Raw genomic sequence first — 16515 nt, forward strand, 5'->3', positions numbered from 1 at the left:
GCTTTACAGTTCCTCTGCATGACGCCCTGCAATCACGCGATGGAGATCAGAATGATGAAGGATATGGTTATGGTCAACCCCTGGAATCAACAGGACGTCCAATCCCCACGTCTCCTTCACCCAATTCTTAAGGAGTGGATGAACAATAACCTCATCCTCATCACCGATAAAGATGGAAACGCGATCTTCCATGCCGGAAAACAGATCGTTGACGATATTCTCCGGAAACCTCGACAGAAGCAGGCGGAAACTTAGTTTCAAACGGTTGCTGTAATGGAATTCATCTGGTATCTCTGCGACATGCGCATCATCAAAGCGGTGTATGTTCATTTTGTGAAGCGCTACGAGAGCAATCATTTTCTTGTCATGAATGACGTAATCGACATCTGTTTCGGGCTTCCCTTGTTCGGTAGCATCGTCATGATAGACAGGAAGGGTTGGATGGAAGAAGGGAGCAATGAATAGATACTCCTCTGCTATATCCGGATGGAGATCCATCAACCTCAAAATATTCGCGCATCCCATGGAGTGGCCTGCAAGCACAATCCGCCCGTATCCCTGCTTCCGAATGAAGTGGATAAAATCTGATAAATCGTCATCATATTGTCCCAAATAGTCAATATCCCCTCTTTTTCCTTTCTGGTCGTATCCTCTAAGGAGGGGCAGGAAGACATCTGCCTTTCGTTTACAGAAAGATGCGAATTTCTTGTGGTGATCCAGTTCAGCTGTGATTCCATGAATCATAATGATCGCTTCTTTGTTACCGGGTGAACGTTGGAAAGCTATGTAGGGAAGAGAAGAGAAATCCCTTGCCCTGTAGTGGGACCAGGTCGCCTTAGTCATGAATGTCAGCTCCTTTTCAGCAAATAATTACGGAACTCTTCACCGCAAACTTCTTCTGCAAATCTCTTTTCTATTTCATCCACATACGAACGTGATAAATACCGCCCGGCACCCCTGTGGATTTCTTTTGCATAATGGAAAGGGGGCGCACTCTCCGGCTGTTTTTCCCTGACTGTGAATGATAAAGCTTCCACTTGGTTTCCGGAAGCAAGGGCGACAGGGAGCACCATCGGTCGATAGCCGCCCCTGTCGACACCTTCCCTCCTGTAAAGGTATTGTCTTGCTTCCTCGTTAATCTCATACACGACACCTTCAACATTGCCTTCTGCTTCTACAAGATCTGCCCTTGCCCCGTCGGGAAGAGGGTATGTGAATCCAAGGCGGTAGCCCTTCGCCGATCCTCTTCCGGTAACGTTTTGAAATAGACGATCGACCCCATGTTTTGCGAATCGTTCATCATCCATACAGGAACCGTAAGCAAAATAATAGCAGGAGCCCCCGTTTATCAACAGGCGGTGGACTTTCCAATTGCCGGATGCTACTGGTTTTCCCAATGACTCTTCAGAAGCGACATAGACATATGCTTCTTCCTTTCCACTGTCGGTCCAGACAGGAAGGCTTTTTCTTATAAAAGTTCCCTTATCCGTTTCCGGATCATATTCCTCCAAAGCATCGAGAGAAACAAGGTCTCTTTCATCGACCTCATACAACTCCCCATATGTCCAGGCTCCTGGCTCCTCCACAAGCAGCGGATAATAGGATTCTCCTTCATATAGCCTTCCGTTTACACGTGCTTCCTTTGCGAGAAGGGGCGCCTGAGACAACACATGATGGTTTTCCATCCCTGTCATCAAGGATCCATAAACAAATACAAGCATGGGTATCCTCTCCGTTCTTTTTTTAGTGTTCAAATGCCCGAAGCACAGCTTTCTCAACAGCGAACGCAGCCATCGCCCCGAGTCCGTTAACATCACATGCTACTTCATCCCCGTGCATGGTAAAAAGCGTATCCCCATCTACATAGGTATGAGAAGGACGGATGGTTCTAGCCAACCCATTATGGGAGATGGATGCAAGTTTATTAGCTTCCGACTTATGTAACGAAGCATTAGTCAGAAGAACGCCGATCGTCGTATTCCCTTGGAAGGAATCAGTGACTGGTGCCGTGGAGACGTTATTCATCAAATGTGTTTCCGTCCGCAGAAATTCTCCATTTTTATGCAGACCGGCAACTATTCTTCCCGTGCCTGGGTCAACCACATCACCAAAACAGTTTACTGCGATTACCGCTCCTACTTTCACCTTTCCAGATTGGAAAGCATAACTTCCGATGCCGCCCTTCATGCTGTTCTCTCTCCCAAAGAGCTTTCCGACTGTCGCTCCAGTACCGGCACCGTATCTTCCATTGCTGAAGGGAGGGTTCTCCCACGCTATCCGTGCCGCTTCATAGCCCATGGCTGCATCGGGACGGACAGCAGGTCGGGACGGATCAATATCATATAAAATAGCCCCCGGGACAATGGGGACCTTCACCGGGCCTGTCTCAAACCCAATATGGTGTTCTTCCAGCCACTGCATGACCCCGCTTCCTGCAGAAAGACCATATGCGCTTCCTCCAGCAAGAAAAAGCCCATGTACCTTTTGAACCATATTTTCCGATCGCATTAGATCCGTCTCCCTCGTTCCAGGAGCACCACCACGGACGTCAACCCCAGCGACCGCCCCTTCTTTACTCAGGATGACGGTGCACCCTGTTGTACCGGTGTTATCTTCCGTCTGTCCTATAAAAAAATCGGATACGTTCCTGATATCTATTTCTTTCATCCAGCAACCTCCTGTTGTGTTTCTATTTGATCCTTTCAGGGAATCAATATCACTGAAGCCTGTAAAGAAAGGGGTAAGACCATATGAAACGAAAGAGGCTGACGATCCACGGGAGAGTCCAGGGCGTTGGATTCCGGGCAGCAGCAAAGCAGAAGGCTGATTACCTCGGCATATGCGGGTGGGTGAAAAACCAGCCGGACGGGACCGTCTTAATGGAAGCAGAAGGAGAAGAAACGGTACTTAACACTTTTGTCGATGAGATTTCCAAAGGTCCCACGCCCTTCAGCTCCATCCGTCATATCGACCAGGAAGACCGGGAGGATTCTAAGCAGCATAACAAATTTAAAGTCATTCATTAAAAGACCGCAGTTCCGCTGCGGCCTTTTTTTCATTATTTCTGGTTCATCGGGCGAACAATAATTTCATTGACGTTGACCGAAGCAGGTTGACTTACCGCATATCCTACAGCTTTGGCAATATCATCCGCTTCCAGCGGCTTCATGCTGCGCTCCTTAAACATCTCAATCACATCCCCGTCTGTAATGTGATCCGTCAATTCCGTTTCCACCGCTCCAGGGGAAATATTCGTGACACGGACACCCGTCTTCGACAATTCCTTCTCCATCCCCATAGAAAGTGCCTTTACTGCATATTTTGTTGCACTATACACAGTACTCGACGGGAAAACTTCATGACCTGCGACCGAAGAAACATTGATAATGTGTCCAGTATTCTGTTCGATCATTGTCGGTAGGGCTGCATGGATTCCGAACAGTACACCTTTGATGTTTACATCCACCATTTGTTCCCACTCGTCCACGTGATCATTCTTGAGAAAAGACAACAGCATGACACCAGCATTATTTATCAGGATATCTACACTACCGAATGTATCCTTTGTCGTTTGAACAAGATTTTCGACATCTTCCCGCTTCGTCACATCCGTTTCTACAACCTTCGCCTCAACTCCATGCTCCGATTCGATAGCATCGGCCAGTTTTTTCAGACGCTCAGATCTTCGGGCAGCAAGAACAACGTTTGCCCCGTTCGATGCGAGTTCATGAGCGATCGCCTTTCCAATACCACTGCTCGCTCCGGTTATGATAACTGATTTTTTTTGTAGATTCGTCAAGATCCCTACCTCCTAAGTAAGTACAGTTCTTTATGTATCTACCCGCATAAAGGGAAAAGTATGCACCGGGAGGTATCAAAAAAACCGCCTCTCTATATAGAGAGGCGGTTCCTGGTTATGTTACTTACTGTTCTTCAAAGAACTTGCGGTTAATTTCGATGTATGGGGTTTCTTCTTCCGGTACCTCGTCTTCAATGTAGATTGCTTCTACCGGACAAACGGCTTCACATGCACCACAATCTATGCAAATCGCAGGATCGATATAGAACATATCTTTCCCTTCCTCGATACAATCAACCGGGCACACATCCATGCATTCTCCCGCTTTTTCATCTTTACATGGGGATGTAATTACAAATGCCATCGATTTTCTCCTCCTTTACGAATAGAGTTCGTGTGCTTATATTACTATATTCACCGATAATGGTTAAGATAAACACCACCATCTATAATAACGATTTTATCGAAAAATCGCAATTCCTGTAATCATTCGACTTTCTTCGCGTGCGCGTGAAAAAAAGAAGACGATGCCTGGGCATCAGTCCTCCCATATCCGCTCGACGGTATATTCCCCTCCAAACTTCTGAACGAGGAATACATCCGGGCGCGTCAGCCGCTTCCATTCATAGAATCCAATTTCGCGTTTATACTTTTGAAGAAGTAAAGCGAGCAGATTCCCATGTGTCACAAGGAGAACGTTCCCACAATCCTCTTGCTCCAATTCTTCGATGAGGGAGAGGACTCGTTTCTTCGCTTCCTTCGAGGATTCTCCTCCGGAAAGCTTAAGTTCAGGATCCTGGAAGGTATCATGCAGAACTTCTTCCCAGTCATTGAGTGGTTCATGGCTTAATACTCGTTCTTCCAACCGTTCGTCGGTTTCCAACTCTAGCCCTTTCTTTCTGGCATAGGGTTTAATTGTTTCAACGGCCCGTAAAAAAGGACTGGAGATGATTCGGTCCACTTCATGACCGGCGCGGTCAAGGAAATAAGCAAGTGTTTGTGCCTGCCTGATGCCCTGTTTCGTCAACGGCGAATCTTCATGCTGTCCTTCTGTCTCACTATGGCGAACGACTATCAATTTATCCATAAAAAACTCATCCTCCCCTTCCATCAGCTTACCTTCATTATCGCCGATGAATCGAGTGTTTACAAGAAAAGTTGGTGAATTGTTTCACTTTATATACGGACTTTCTGGTATAGCTTCATTAAAACAGCAAACCAGTTCCTAACTATGGAGGGAACGAAGTCTGTCTCTCCACCAGATATTAGGATGTCCAGCTTTTTCCTGCAGTATTCTACCGGGCAACATAAAAAAACCAGAAAGGTTTCGCCCTTCCTGGTCTTATCTGTTTATGCTTCCTTAAAGTATTCTTTATAAAATCCGCCCATGCGGCCGGAATTATCGATGACAAAATAAAATTCTTCGCTCTCATTTTTGACATCATATACTTTTCCAGGTGTTAATACATTGTGGACGACAAATTTCTTGGCGTCGTTGTGAATACACTCCACCTGTTTTGTTGTTTCGTTTTGTTCCCATGTTTTATGAATCATGATCCAACCTCCTCGCTGCTTGCGTGTCTTCTATCATACAACGAACAAAGAGACTCAACAAGAGGTTGTTAAAATGTCCGCTTATACCATTCCGAAGCAGCCTTCACTTCATTAGCCGTCAATTGATGCCCCATCTGCTCCCAATGCTCCTCAACTTCCGCTCCTGCTTCCTCCAACAGTTTTTTCAAATCTTTTGTTTCCTTGGCGGGGCAGATCGGATCATTTTCCCCTGCCCCGATAAATACCGGAAGGCCGGGGTGTTCAGGAAGTTGGATTTCTCTTCTTGGTACCATTGGATGGAAGAGGATGGCTCCTTTCAATGCTTTTTCATAGTGGAACAGAAGACTTCCCGCTATATTCGCACCGTTGGAATAACCGACGGCAATAACCTCTTTACGATCGAAACCATAATGATCTGCTGCTTCATCGAGGAATTGATTCAGCTCTTCTGTTCTAGCGACCAAATCCTCTATATCAAACACACCTTCTTGAAGTCGTTTAAAGAAGCGAGGCATTCCGTTTTCTGTGACGGTTCCACGGACAGAAAGAACCGCTGCTTCCGAATCAATCATCTCAGCTAACGGAAGGAGATCCTGTTCTGTACCACCGGTTCCGTGCAACAATAGCAAAACGTTACCCGATGGGTTGGCCCCTTCTTTATAAATATGTTTTCTGTTCATCATAGTACCCTCCTTGAGTTTAATTTACATAATATAAATACAGTTAATTGTAAGTGTTATTCTTACTTATATTATCTTTAATTCGAGACAATGTCAAAATACTACATACGTATATGCCTTTCCATCCGTTTAAATAAAAGCGGCAGAACGAGTACAATAGTCAATAACCGAATGGTTTGAAGCGAGCTTACGACGGCAGGATCTCCTCCCGTCTGGCCGGCGGTAATAGACATTTCCACTAATCCTCCAGGCGCCAGAGCAAGGACGGACGTGACAATATCGACACCTGTCCAGAATGAAAACAAAAAGGCAAACAGGATCCCTACAGCGATTATGAAAACAGAAAGAGATAGAAAGTAGAAGCAGCTCTTACCTGCACGGACAATCTCCCTCGGCATGATCGTATGGCCGAGATACGTCCCTACCATCAGCTGAGAAGCTGAAAATAAAGAGGACGGGAGCGAATACAGGAAGAGCCCGGAAGTCTGAATGGCCCCAATAACAATCATAGGCAGGACGACGAGCCCTGCGGGTATCTTATGCTTTCCCTTCATGCCGATGAAGAATACGAGAATATAAAAGAGGACCGTCCACAAAGGCCCGTTGACGGATAGGGAATAATCAACCGCGGCGGTATTTTCTCCCCCCCACATATGGGTGACAAAAAAAGGTATAATGAATAAAACACTCATGAGACGCAGCGTATGAAAGATGGTGACAAGCCCGCTGTTCCCTTGCAGCGATTCACTGATAGCGATCATTGCAGATAAACCACCGGGAGAACTTCCGACCATACTCGTCGTCTTATCCATTCCCGTCCGTTTCGATATCCCCAACCCGATGACGAGGCAGATTCCTATCATTAGAAAAGAAAGCAGCGTATATGGAAGCATATATGGGAAAATACTCGTGAACGTATCGGAAGTAAACGTATGGCCGATTTGAATTCCCAACAGGACAAAGGCAATATCTCTTGCTAATGGAAACGTACTGCTTTCCATATGGAAAAGGGATTTAGCAAACACAATGGCCGTCACAGGACCGAGAATGAACGGAATTGGAATGTGGAGCAGCTGGAACATACAACCGCCTAAAAGAGCAATGGCATAGGTGGAGAGTGAAGGATACCTCATGTTTCCCTCCCCTTTCAAATTTTAAATTTTATTAAAGAGGTGCTTTTATGAATAAATGGCTCTACGGATACGATAAGATGAAAAAAAAGTACAGACACATTCATATCAGACCCTATGAAGAAAAGGATTTCGAAACGTTGATAAACATTCAGAAAAAAGCATTCCCTCCTCCGTTCCCCTCTGATTTGTGGTGGACCAAAGAGCAATTAAGTCAACAGCTTGCCGCTTTTCCCACCGGTTGTTTATGTATAGAAGTGGAAGGAACGATCGCTGGTTCCATGACGGCGATGCAAGTACACCTGGATGATGACAAAGACCATACTTGGAAGGAGATCACAGCAGACGGCTCCATGGAGACGCACGACCCGGAAGGGGATACTTTATATGTCGTCGACTTGTGTGTCGATCCGGACTGCCGTTCCCTCGGACTCGGCAGACAGTTGACACAGGCCATGTATGAAATCGTTATTCAGTTCGGGCTGACCAGGCTTGTAGGGGGCGCACGGATGCCTCTTTACCATAAATACAGCCACGAATGGACAGCAGAGGAATATGTGAATCTCGTTATAGCTTCTGAGATACAAGATCCTGTGCTTACTTTTTTGTTAAAGTCCGGGCGGTCTCCCATCCGGCCTGTCCCAGGTTATTTGGAAGATGCGGAATCCTGCAACTACGGTTTATTAACAGAATGGAAAAACCCCTTTCTCTGAATTCTTGTAAAAAGGACAGCCGGTATCCTCTAATCAGGATACCGGCTGTCACCTTGTTTGAAGAACTCCACGTTCCAGCATATGAAAAAGTTGATCGGCCAACTTCTTCACACCAAGTTTTTCTCGTTGTGGAAACAGGATGGAATGGAAAATCAGATCCCCGAGCAGTTCTGTATCGACATCATGATTCCAAATCCCTTCCTCTTTACTGGCATTGATCCAATCAAGCATCTTCTTATATGTCTCCATCAAATTCTGATGGACTTCCGTGCGGATAAAGAAAGCAAGGCTTTTATCCCCGGACTGCAGTTCACGGATCATCTGATCGATATGATGAACCTCTGCATGTTCAAGAAGGACGATCAAGAGCCGGTAGAGCTTTTGGTTCGGTGCGATATCCGCAGGGATTTCAGATATTTTGGATTCCATCTCATCCATCATTGCCTTCATATAGGCGAGGATCAGTGCTTCTTTGTTTTCGAAATAATCATAAAAGGTGCTTCTGCTCACATCAAGCATTGTTGCAAGTTTCTTGAAGTGGATACCTTTGATTCCCTCGGTACGCATGACTTCGCCTGTCACCTTGAATATTTCCTCTTGTGTCAGTGCCCTTTTTCTTCCCACTTCCGTTCCCCCTCATCCTTTCATTATACCATTACCCAAGAAGAATGAGGATGGGAGAACAGGATCATCAGCGGAACAAGTGCTTCAAGTACCCATACCCTTTTTCTTCCATTTCTTCTGCCGGTACAAATTCGAGCGCAGCGGAGTTGATGCAGTATCTCAATCCACCCTTGTCCCGGGGACCGTCATCGAAAACGTGGCCAAGATGAGAATCCGCCTGCTCCGATCGAACTTCTGTCCGGAACATACCATGGGATGTATCCAATTCTTCTTTCACCTTCTCAATGGGCTTCGTGAAGCTCGGCCAGCCGCAACCGGCATCGTATTTATCCTTGGAACTGAAAAGCGGTTCTTTGGAAACGATGTCAACGTAAATTCCTTCCCCTTCATGGTCATGGTATTCGTTCTGAAATGGACGCTCGGTACCATTTTCCTGCGTCACCATATATTGAATATCCGTTAATTGACTGCGGAGTTCCTTTTTATCCTTCGGAAAGCTCCAATGGTTTTTGATGAAATCTGCTCTTCCGGAGCCTTTTTTGTATCGCTTGTAATGAAACTTGCTCTTCTTGTAGTAGTCCTGATGCTTGTCCTCTGCAGGGTAAAAAACTTCAGCAGGGAGGATTTCCGTCACAATCGGAGCTTTAAACTTACCGGACTCCTCCAAACCTTGTTTACTCTCTTCGGCCAAACGCTTCTGTTCTGCACTGTGATAATAAATAGCTGTCGTATAAGACTGGCCTCGGTCTGCAAATTGACCGCCGGCATCTGTCGGGTCAATCTGCTGCCAGAACAGCTGCAGGAGACGCTCATAAGGGAAGATCTCCGGGTCGTAGGTGATTTGCACAGCTTCCCGGTGTCCCGTTGTCTCTGATACAACTTCCATGTATGTCGGATTTTCCGTATGGCCTCCGGTGTAGCCGGAAACAACGGAGTGGATACCCGGACGTTCGTCGAACGGCTCCACCATACACCAGAAACATCCCCCGGCAAATGTTGCTTTTTCTACTTGATTACTCATTATTAAAAACCTCCTAAACGTAGGTTCATGCTTTTCCTGCATGTTCCTATTCTTTCTAATTCATAAAAAAAAATCAAGTGACACGCACAGCCTAAATATACAATTTAGGCTGTGATGCTCCTTGATCTTCTTGCTGCTCGGACTCTGAACTCCCGAAACTGCTCGATTCGGAAGCATTTGACGTCCCTTCTTTCTCTTCCTTTTCCGGCGATGTTTCTTCTTCATCCGGCTCATTCATGATTTTCATCATATTAATCATCGCCGGGATGTTCTTCAACATCGGTCCGTATTGCTGCATCATCGGAGCCGCTGACTGCATCGCTTTCAACGCGGTCTGCATATAACCGATCCATCCTGCCCCTCCGCTTTTAGCAGCTGTGCCTGCTGCACCTAACGCCTTCGTACCCAAACCGGATCCGCCTCCGAAGAATCCCGGGACTGCAGATCCTGCATTACCCAGGAAACCAGGAGCTCCGAAGCCGGGTGCGCCGAAGCCGGGTGCGCCGAAAGCACGCATGGCCCCTCCAGGTCCCCCTCCTTGGAAAAAGGGTGCTGCAGAACGCATCATATTCGGTTGGACGGCTTGTTGAAACCCTCGAAACTGCCCCATAGGAGGGTATGGTGGTTGACCTGTAGGAAACATATAAACCCCTCCGAAACTTTAGAATACTGTAGCATATGCCCTTCTTTCAATCTGGTTTGGGCTCATGCGTCCGGACAATCGGCTGGAAGCTTCCAATCGATAGGTTCTTCCCCATGCTTTTTCAAAAATTCGTTTACGCGGGAGAATGGTTTACTCCCAAAGAATCCACGGTGAGCCGCAAATGGACTTGGGTGAGGGGAAGCGATTACCATATGCTTCTCTGTATCTATAGAAGCGCCTTTTTTCTGTGCGTGTTTTCCCCATAAAAGGAACACTACCGGTCGTTCTCTTTGATTAAGTATTTCTATGACAGCATCTGTAAATCGCTCCCACCCTATCCCCTTATGGGAATTAGGCTGCTTCTCTCTGACGGTCAGGACATCATTCAGAAGCAGGACCCCTTGTTCCGCCCAATGCAGCAGGCAGCCGTGATTAGGTGCTGGGATGTCTAAATCATGGTGCAGTTCTTTATATATATTCCTTAAACTCGGGGGAATGGTAACATCCGGACGAACGGAAAAACTGAACCCGTGCGCCTGTCCCTTGCCGTGATAAGGATCTTGGCCGAGAATGACTACTTTGGTAGCTTCCCTGGGAGTGAAAGCAAGAGCATTCAATATTTCCGACTTAGCAGGATAGACCCGATGCTCTTTATATTCCTCGTTCAACTTCTGTTTCAGTTGAAGGAAATAATCCTTCTCTTTTTCCTCTTCAAGCAACTCATTCCAATCATTATTTAACATACGTACCCCTCCCTCCAAATGGTGCAGTATTTCCCCGTTCTCTTTTAAGATTTCCCAGTCTATATTTCCCGGGCAAGCGCACGTAGCGACAATAGGAAGATTAAACCGTCGTTCCATGTCATACGCTTTTATTTCGTGTCTGATCCTTTGTCGAATACTTGTTCATTCCGTTACTGAAAAGTGAATTCCAATGTGGATCCCCTTACTCCCGCACGGATTTGCAGTTTGGCAGGAATTTCTTCTTTCAGCTGTGGGACGTGGGAAATGATCCCAAGCAGCCTGTTTCCATCTTGGAGACTGCGAAGGCAGGAGATTGCCTGCTCTAAGGAAATTTCATCCAACGTTCCAAAGCCTTCATCAATGAATAAGGTATCCAGCTGGACACCACCCGCATGGGCCTGTACTACATCAGCCATACCAAGGGCAAGACTTAAAGAAGTTTTGAAGCCTTCTCCTCCGGACAGGGTTCGAACCGAACGTTGTTTTCCTGTATGGTGATCAATTATTTCCAAATCCAGCCCGCTCTGAGCTCCTCGTTTGGCAACTGCGTCACTGCGAATCAGCTGATAGCGGTGATCGGTCATCTGATCCAGGCGCACATTTGCCTGAACAAGGATTTCATCAAGATAAGAAGCTAGAACATAACGTTCAAGAGAAAGGCGGAGATGGTTGTCCCCTTTTGCCAATTGGGCTAGTTCTGCAATATCGTAATACTTGGAAGCCAGTTCTCCTTGGTCATCCATGAGCATATTTATCTTCTCCCGGATTTCCCGGTTCTTTCGGTACGCTGCGCTCCGTTCATTGAAAGCTTCCTGCTTAATGGCGAGTATTCGGCGTTTTTCATCAAGGAGAGACTGGAGCTCTTCCAAATCCGGCTTATGCTTATCAGCAAGGCGTTGATCGAGATCTTTCACACGGTCTTTCACTATGCTTTTCCTCTTCTCATAATCATCGACAATACGCTGGTTCTCAGCTATGAACCCCGGAGAACGCACCGCCTGCTTATATGCTTCATGATCATGGAAAGAAAATTGAACGAGCGTTTGATCAAGTTGTTTTTTCGACTTTTTAACAGCTTTATCCAGATCCTCCAAATAACGCCCACCTTCTTCGACAGCGGTTGTCAACTGCTGCAGCTGCTCCTTCTTGGTGCGGTGTTTCTCCTTCAACTCTTCCCACTCATTTAGAGCTTTAACATAGAGACCGCGTCGGTTCTCTGCTTTTTCTTTCAGCGTTGTGACATCAGTGGATGAGAACGCATAATTTTCTTCCATGGCCTGCACCTTGGAAAGGATCTTGACGTGTTGCTGCTCTTCTTCGTGCAGACGACTTCTCGTTTCTTCCTGAGCGGATCGAAGCTTCGCCGAACGTTCTTCCACCTGTTCCAGTTCTTTCGCCGCTTCCGTCAACGATTTCCACATGGCATCAAGCTCTTCAAAGCGCTGCTCTGCCGCTTTCAGATCCTCTTCAGATTGAATAATGGCCCGTTGAATGGCCTGTTCATCCAGCGTTTTCACATAACCATCCCATTCTTCCATGGCCTTCTCCGTCAGCTGTCTCTGCGCTTCTCCAGCCGATGTAACTGTTACCAATTGGCGCTGCATTTCTTGATAAGCAGCATCATCCTCTTGATAAACTTGTTTCAGGCGGTCTAGCTCTTCCTGAGCCGGGACATTTAATGGACGATCGACCGGGCGGGGATGATCGCTGCTTCCACAAACAGGACACGGCGTGTCTTCTTCCAGCTTCAAAGAAAGAGTGTACGCATGATGATGGCGGATTTCTTCGAGAGAATCCTCGTAAGCCTGCTTGGAAGACTGTTGACGGACCTCTGCGTTTTTATACTGTTTCATGAAAGATTGATAGTTTCTGCGCATCTCCTCAAGTTTACGCCAATGCTCCTGCAATTGCCGAAGCCCATCCAACCGCTTATAGAGTACGTCTATTCGCTGCTTCGTTTCATACCAGGAATCGGACGTTTCCCGCTCTTTTCTTCGTTGATTTTTCAATTCTTCCGCACGGTTTTCGCATTTGCCCAATGCTTCCTTCCGCTCGGCCAGCTTCTTTTCCTTCGTTGCAATGGATGTTGTGTATGCTTTGCTGTCTTCGAGCAGTTTATTATAAATGGCTACATTCTCCTGCTCTTCCACTGCTTGCTCCCAAGAGCTTTTCAACTGTTCCCGCTCTTCCTCTTTTCCTGAAAGCTTGTGATAAGCCTCATCGATCTGATGGAATTCTTCACGAATAGTTTTAAGACTTGCAAGTTTATCTTCATACGATTTCTGCCACTTCTGCCATTCCTCCATCCGTTCCTTGTATTGTTTCTCATAGGGAGTGATCTCGGCGGCTCTTCTTGCGGCTTGCAGCTCTTTCTCTGTTTTTTCCACTTCGCTGTGCTTCTGATCCAGTGCGTGCTTCTCTTCATCAAGCGATGCTTTTTCCTCAAACAATTCCAGGAGCTGCTCCGAGTGGTGGTACCGTTTTTTCCATTCATCGACTTCTATTTCTAGTCGTTCCACCGCTTCTTTTTCCGCAGCGACAAGTGTTTCCTGTTTTTCCAGGCGATCATCCAGGCGCGTATTGAAACGGGATAGTTCCTCGCTTTCATAGGTGGCTTCTTGATCTTCCCAAACGACTTGATTCCGTTCCTGCTCGATCTTCCATTCAAACTGTTTGATTTCTTCTTCCAGCTGTTTGGACTGTGTTTTAAAGTATTCGGTTATGTCATCAAAGAACTTCGTTTTGAAGATACGTTGAAGTATCTCCTCCCGTTCCTTACTGTTCTCGGAAATAAGCTTACGGAATTCCCCTTGAGGGATCATGATCATCTTACGGAATTGTTCATAATCTAAACCGATGATTTCCTCAATATATTCGTTGACTTCCTTCACCTTCGATGCAACCAGCTGTTCCTGATCGTTTGTTAAGAGGAACAGCTCCGCACGAGCCGGGTCTTCCTTAAACCCTTCTCCCCGCTCCTTCTTTCTTGTCTGTTTGGGCATTCTTACCACCCGATAGGTTTTCCCTCTCAGCTCGAAGGAAAACTCCACAAACGTCGGATCATTAGGATGGGCGAAGTGACTCCTCATTGTATCCTGATCCCGGTCACTTCCGCTCGCACGCCCGTATAAAGCAAAGCACATGGCATCAAAAATTGTCGTTTTACCAGCTCCGGTAGGTCCGGTAATTAAAAAGATCGATTCACCGCCGAGCATTGTAAAATCGACCACTTGTTCATTCCTGTAGGGACCAAATGCTCCCATTCGAATAGCTAATGCCTTCATATCAACGCCCCCTGTCCTCCTGTTTCAAGTGCTGCACCGCATCTTCCACCAACCGGCTTCGATGCTCTGATATTTCGTCTCCCTTTATATCTTCATAAAAAGATCGAAATAGATCCTGATACGATAATGTCTGTCGCTTTTTCACTTCATGGAGATCTTCCAGATTCGCATAGGTAAGGGATCTTCTTCTCTCCAAATGAAGTATATTAGGATAAACTTGACGTAATTTTCCCATCGGATCAATCAGCTGGCCGTCATCCAATAATCGAATGTGCAGATAATTCTCTGGGTTTCCTGCCGCCTCTCCTACCATAAGATCTTCGAAAAATCCCTCAACGATTTCAAAATCTCTCTCTGGAACAAGGGGAACTTTAGTAAATGTAGTGTCTCCCGACTCATCCATTTCGACAACTGTGACTGACTTTTTATGATTGGCTTCCGAGAAAGAGTACTTTAGAATGGATCCGCTGTAGCGGATATAATCCCTAGTGATTCGCTGGGATTGATGCAGGTGCCCGAGTGCTACATAAGAAAATCCATCATATAATGCAGCATCGACATAGGGACTGCCTCCAATCATGGAGAGCCTTTCTTCGGACTCGCTCTCCATTCCTCCAGCTAAAAAGGCGTGACCTACCCACACGTGCCGTTCCTCTTCGTTAAATCTATCCTTTATATCCTGCACAAGCGCTTCTGCCGCCTGCTGATGAGAATGGATTGTATCATCTTCCAGAACAGATGCCGCTTCTGCCGGCTCGACGTACGGAATTAAGTGAAAATGTACCGGGCCGTGCGTATCGTATAACGTAACAGGCTGTCTGTTCGGCTTCAGTTTCGTATCAAGGAAAAGTCCCTGCCTCCTGAACAGTTCACTACCAAATTGAAGGCGGTCAGGACTATCATGATTACCTGAAATGGCAAGTACAGGGATGCCCAGGTCATTAATTAAAGTTGTCAGGGTCTCGTTTAACAACTCCACTGCCTGCTTTGGAGGAATGGAGCGGTCGTAGAGGTCTCCTGCAATCACCACTGCATCCGGAGCCTCCGTTTTCACTATCTCTATGAATTTAGCGAGAATCCAACGCTGATCCTCCGTCATATGTACCGAGTTTACGATTTTGCCGAGGTGCCAATCCGCTGTATGGATGAATTTCATGCCTACTCCTCCTCTAACATATATTGTTCGTAAAGTCTGTCAAATGCTGATAAGGCAGAGGGGAAAGGAGCATTCCATTCCAAGTATCTGCTGATCTCATCGTACGTCTTCGCTTGTCTCGGAAAACTGTGGTCTTTAAACATCCACTCTGCAAGCTGTTTTTCTTCATTTAAAACCAGGTTACCGCGGTAACGCATCATATAATGGTAAAACGATCTCATTTTCTGTTTCCTCCTCGATCTTCTTCCTTATTTTTATCACGAACGGACGAATTCGGCAAAACATTACGGTTTTTTCCAATAAATTCAGCGACAAAAGAAAAAAAGAACCCCCTGTATATCGAGGATTCTTCTGTCTTATAAGTATGACAACCCTTTACCCGTTGGAATCATCCATAAACGCTTCATGCGCTTCCTTCTTCTTCCTGTAAACGACACGCGATAGGAGAATGCTGATCTCATAAAGAATGATCAGAGGAACCGCCACGACAAGCTGAAGAATGAAATCCGGAGGGGAAATAATGGTTCCGATAATAACCAGTACGAAATATGCATACTTTCTAATTTTGACTAGAAAGCCTGGGGTAACGATACCAAGACTTGTGAGAAACATAACCAGAATAGGAATCTCAAACAAGATGGCAAACGGGATGGTCACACGGAATAAGAAGCGGAAATATCTTTCCACTGTATAGATCTCATTAAACATTCCATCGTTAAGCGACAACAAGAAAGGAAGAATCAGATGGACAAACACGAGATATCCGAATGTCAGTCCTGCCAGAAAAAGAAGGAATACAGCAGGTATGTAGGACAGCGAAACTTTTCTTTCTTTCGGCGTAAGTGCCGGTTTAACAAACAACCACGCCTGAAAGGCTAGAACGGGAAGCGTCCCGATAATTGCAACAATGGTTGCGATGGTAAAGATGATCCAAATGATTTCTCCAGGGCTCGTCATATTCAATTCAAAAGGGAGGTCTTTCACAAAAAATGCCTGAATCGGTTTAACATAGAGGAAACCTGCAATGAAAAAAAGGACGAAGAAGAGAAGGGTCCAAATAATTCTTCTGCGCAGTTCACTCAAGTGCTCCGTTACATTCATCTCTATATCTCTGTCATATTTCTCTTCAGCCAATTCCATTACCTCCCATACGCGACGTGAAAAAAGA

Annotated in this window: 19 protein-coding genes; 2 read left to right on the top strand and 17 right to left on the bottom strand. The window is 46.1% G+C overall.

The window, feature by feature from the left end:
- Positions 1 to 3 precede the first annotated feature (3 nt).
- From AXG56_RS05120 to AXG56_RS05130, 3 genes are read right to left on the bottom strand one after another with little or no spacing between them, the layout of a single operon-like run.
- Positions 4 to 843: an alpha/beta fold hydrolase gene (locus tag AXG56_RS05120; RefSeq protein WP_062513474.1), complete on the bottom strand. Its 840-nt coding sequence runs from the start codon at positions 841 to 843 to the stop codon at positions 4 to 6.
- A gap of 5 nt (positions 844 to 848) precedes the next feature.
- Positions 849 to 1721 carry a gamma-glutamylcyclotransferase gene (locus AXG56_RS05125; protein WP_008640017.1) on the bottom strand — a complete coding sequence of 291 codons (873 nt, stop codon included), beginning with the start codon at positions 1719 to 1721 and terminating at the stop codon, positions 849 to 851.
- A gap of 22 nt (positions 1722 to 1743) precedes the next feature.
- Positions 1744 to 2667 carry a P1 family peptidase gene (locus AXG56_RS05130; protein ID WP_008640014.1) on the bottom strand — a complete coding sequence of 308 codons (924 nt, stop codon included), beginning with the start codon at positions 2665 to 2667 and terminating at the stop codon, positions 1744 to 1746.
- A gap of 83 nt (positions 2668 to 2750) precedes the next feature.
- On the opposite strand from AXG56_RS05130, the gene AXG56_RS05135 reads away from it, so the two are divergent.
- Complete coding sequence (locus AXG56_RS05135) at positions 2751 to 3026, top strand: acylphosphatase (RefSeq protein ID WP_008640012.1); 276 nt, start codon at positions 2751 to 2753, stop codon at positions 3024 to 3026.
- Positions 3027 to 3058: 32 nt separating this feature from the next.
- On the opposite strand, the gene AXG56_RS05140 is transcribed toward AXG56_RS05135, so the two are convergent.
- From AXG56_RS05140 to AXG56_RS05165, 6 genes are all read right to left on the bottom strand, one after another.
- Positions 3059 to 3799, bottom strand: a complete 741-nt coding sequence (locus tag AXG56_RS05140) for an SDR family oxidoreductase (protein WP_008640011.1) — start codon at positions 3797 to 3799, stop codon at positions 3059 to 3061.
- A 124-nt stretch (positions 3800 to 3923) separates the two neighbouring features.
- Positions 3924 to 4163: a 4Fe-4S dicluster domain-containing protein gene (locus tag AXG56_RS05145; RefSeq protein WP_008640010.1), complete on the bottom strand. Its 240-nt coding sequence runs from the start codon at positions 4161 to 4163 to the stop codon at positions 3924 to 3926.
- A 174-nt stretch (positions 4164 to 4337) separates the two neighbouring features.
- Positions 4338 to 4886: a histidine phosphatase family protein gene (locus AXG56_RS05150; protein WP_062514106.1), complete on the bottom strand. Its 549-nt coding sequence runs from the start codon at positions 4884 to 4886 to the stop codon at positions 4338 to 4340.
- Between the two features lie 263 nt (positions 4887 to 5149).
- The gene (locus AXG56_RS05155) at positions 5150 to 5353 is read right to left on the bottom strand and encodes a DUF6501 family protein (RefSeq protein ID WP_008640008.1); all 204 of its coding nucleotides are present in this window, start codon (positions 5351 to 5353) and stop codon (positions 5150 to 5152) included.
- A 68-nt stretch (positions 5354 to 5421) separates the two neighbouring features.
- The gene (locus tag AXG56_RS05160; protein WP_026577394.1) at positions 5422 to 6033 is read right to left on the bottom strand and encodes an alpha/beta hydrolase; all 612 of its coding nucleotides are present in this window, start codon (positions 6031 to 6033) and stop codon (positions 5422 to 5424) included.
- Positions 6034 to 6134: 101 nt separating this feature from the next.
- Positions 6135 to 7166, bottom strand: coding sequence for an AbrB family transcriptional regulator (locus AXG56_RS05165; RefSeq protein WP_062513476.1), 1032 nt, complete (start codon positions 7164 to 7166; stop codon positions 6135 to 6137).
- Positions 7167 to 7213: 47 nt separating this feature from the next.
- Here AXG56_RS05165 and AXG56_RS05170 point away from each other — a divergent pair, with 47 nt between their 5' ends.
- Positions 7214 to 7876, top strand: a complete 663-nt coding sequence (locus AXG56_RS05170) for a GNAT family N-acetyltransferase (RefSeq protein ID WP_062513477.1) — start codon at positions 7214 to 7216, stop codon at positions 7874 to 7876.
- Between the two features lie 48 nt (positions 7877 to 7924).
- On the opposite strand, the gene AXG56_RS05175 is transcribed toward AXG56_RS05170, so the two are convergent.
- The 8 genes from AXG56_RS05175 to tatC all read right to left on the bottom strand — a co-directional run bounded on the left by AXG56_RS05175 (position 7925) and on the right by tatC (position 16487).
- Positions 7925 to 8500: a TetR/AcrR family transcriptional regulator gene (locus tag AXG56_RS05175; protein ID WP_008640002.1), complete on the bottom strand. Its 576-nt coding sequence runs from the start codon at positions 8498 to 8500 to the stop codon at positions 7925 to 7927.
- 67 nt (positions 8501 to 8567) lie between these two features.
- Positions 8568 to 9521 carry a peptide-methionine (R)-S-oxide reductase MsrB gene (gene msrB, locus AXG56_RS05180; protein WP_062513479.1) on the bottom strand — a complete coding sequence of 318 codons (954 nt, stop codon included), beginning with the start codon at positions 9519 to 9521 and terminating at the stop codon, positions 8568 to 8570.
- A 91-nt stretch (positions 9522 to 9612) separates the two neighbouring features.
- Positions 9613 to 10164, bottom strand: coding sequence for a VrrA/YqfQ family protein (vrrA, locus tag AXG56_RS05185; protein ID WP_062513482.1), 552 nt, complete (start codon positions 10162 to 10164; stop codon positions 9613 to 9615).
- 62 nt (positions 10165 to 10226) lie between these two features.
- Complete coding sequence (locus AXG56_RS05190; protein WP_026577390.1) at positions 10227 to 10907, bottom strand: uracil-DNA glycosylase; 681 nt, start codon at positions 10905 to 10907, stop codon at positions 10227 to 10229.
- A gap of 170 nt (positions 10908 to 11077) precedes the next feature.
- On the bottom strand, positions 11078 to 14191 hold the full coding sequence (locus tag AXG56_RS05195; RefSeq protein ID WP_062513484.1) for an SbcC/MukB-like Walker B domain-containing protein: 3114 nt from the start codon (positions 14189 to 14191) through the stop codon (positions 11078 to 11080).
- 1 nt (position 14192) lies between these two features.
- A complete protein-coding gene (locus tag AXG56_RS05200) occupies positions 14193 to 15347 on the bottom strand; it encodes an exonuclease SbcCD subunit D (RefSeq protein ID WP_062513486.1) in 1155 nt (384 codons plus the stop codon).
- Positions 15348 to 15349: 2 nt separating this feature from the next.
- Positions 15350 to 15568, bottom strand: a complete 219-nt coding sequence (locus tag AXG56_RS05205) for a YozE family protein (protein ID WP_008640502.1) — start codon at positions 15566 to 15568, stop codon at positions 15350 to 15352.
- A gap of 154 nt (positions 15569 to 15722) precedes the next feature.
- Entirely contained in the window at positions 15723 to 16487 is a 765-nt protein-coding gene (gene tatC, locus AXG56_RS05210) for a twin-arginine translocase subunit TatC (RefSeq protein WP_008640500.1), read from the bottom strand.
- Positions 16488 to 16515 lie beyond the last annotated feature (28 nt).

The organism is Halobacillus sp. KGW1, assembly GCF_001592845.1.
Taxonomy (GTDB): Bacteria; Bacillota; Bacilli; order Bacillales; family Halobacillaceae; genus Halobacillus.

Bases quoted from the DNA above. Each gene is read 5' to 3' on its own strand.
- AXG56_RS05120 (WP_062513474.1), bottom strand. From the start codon at position 843: ATGACTAAGGCGACCTGGTCCCACTACAGGGCAAGGGATTTCTCTTCT.
- AXG56_RS05125 (WP_008640017.1), bottom strand. From the start codon at position 1,721: ATGCTTGTATTTGTTTATGGATCCTTGATGACAGGGATGGAAAACCAT.
- AXG56_RS05130 (WP_008640014.1), bottom strand. From the start codon at position 2,667: ATGAAAGAAATAGATATCAGGAACGTATCCGATTTTTTTATAGGACAG.
- AXG56_RS05135 (WP_008640012.1), top strand. From the start codon at position 2,751: ATGAAACGAAAGAGGCTGACGATCCACGGGAGAGTCCAGGGCGTTGGA.
- AXG56_RS05145 (WP_008640010.1), bottom strand. From the start codon at position 4,163: ATGGCATTTGTAATTACATCCCCATGTAAAGATGAAAAAGCGGGAGAA.
- AXG56_RS05150 (WP_062514106.1), bottom strand. From the start codon at position 4,886: ATGGATAAATTGATAGTCGTTCGCCATAGTGAGACAGAAGGACAGCAT.
- AXG56_RS05155 (WP_008640008.1), bottom strand. From the start codon at position 5,353: ATGATTCATAAAACATGGGAACAAAACGAAACAACAAAACAGGTGGAG.
- AXG56_RS05160 (WP_026577394.1), bottom strand. From the start codon at position 6,033: ATGAACAGAAAACATATTTATAAAGAAGGGGCCAACCCATCGGGTAAC.
- AXG56_RS05165 (WP_062513476.1), bottom strand. From the start codon at position 7,166: ATGAGGTATCCTTCACTCTCCACCTATGCCATTGCTCTTTTAGGCGGT.
- AXG56_RS05170 (WP_062513477.1), top strand. From the start codon at position 7,214: ATGAATAAATGGCTCTACGGATACGATAAGATGAAAAAAAAGTACAGA.
- msrB (WP_062513479.1), bottom strand. From the start codon at position 9,521: ATGAGTAATCAAGTAGAAAAAGCAACATTTGCCGGGGGATGTTTCTGG.
- vrrA (WP_062513482.1), bottom strand. From the start codon at position 10,164: ATGTTTCCTACAGGTCAACCACCATACCCTCCTATGGGGCAGTTTCGA.
- AXG56_RS05190 (WP_026577390.1), bottom strand. From the start codon at position 10,907: ATGTTAAATAATGATTGGAATGAGTTGCTTGAAGAGGAAAAAGAGAAG.
- AXG56_RS05195 (WP_062513484.1), bottom strand. From the start codon at position 14,191: ATGAAGGCATTAGCTATTCGAATGGGAGCATTTGGTCCCTACAGGAAT.
- AXG56_RS05200 (WP_062513486.1), bottom strand. From the start codon at position 15,347: ATGAAATTCATCCATACAGCGGATTGGCACCTCGGCAAAATCGTAAAC.
- AXG56_RS05205 (WP_008640502.1), bottom strand. From the start codon at position 15,568: ATGAGATCGTTTTACCATTATATGATGCGTTACCGCGGTAACCTGGTT.
- tatC (WP_008640500.1), bottom strand. From the start codon at position 16,487: ATGGAATTGGCTGAAGAGAAATATGACAGAGATATAGAGATGAATGTA.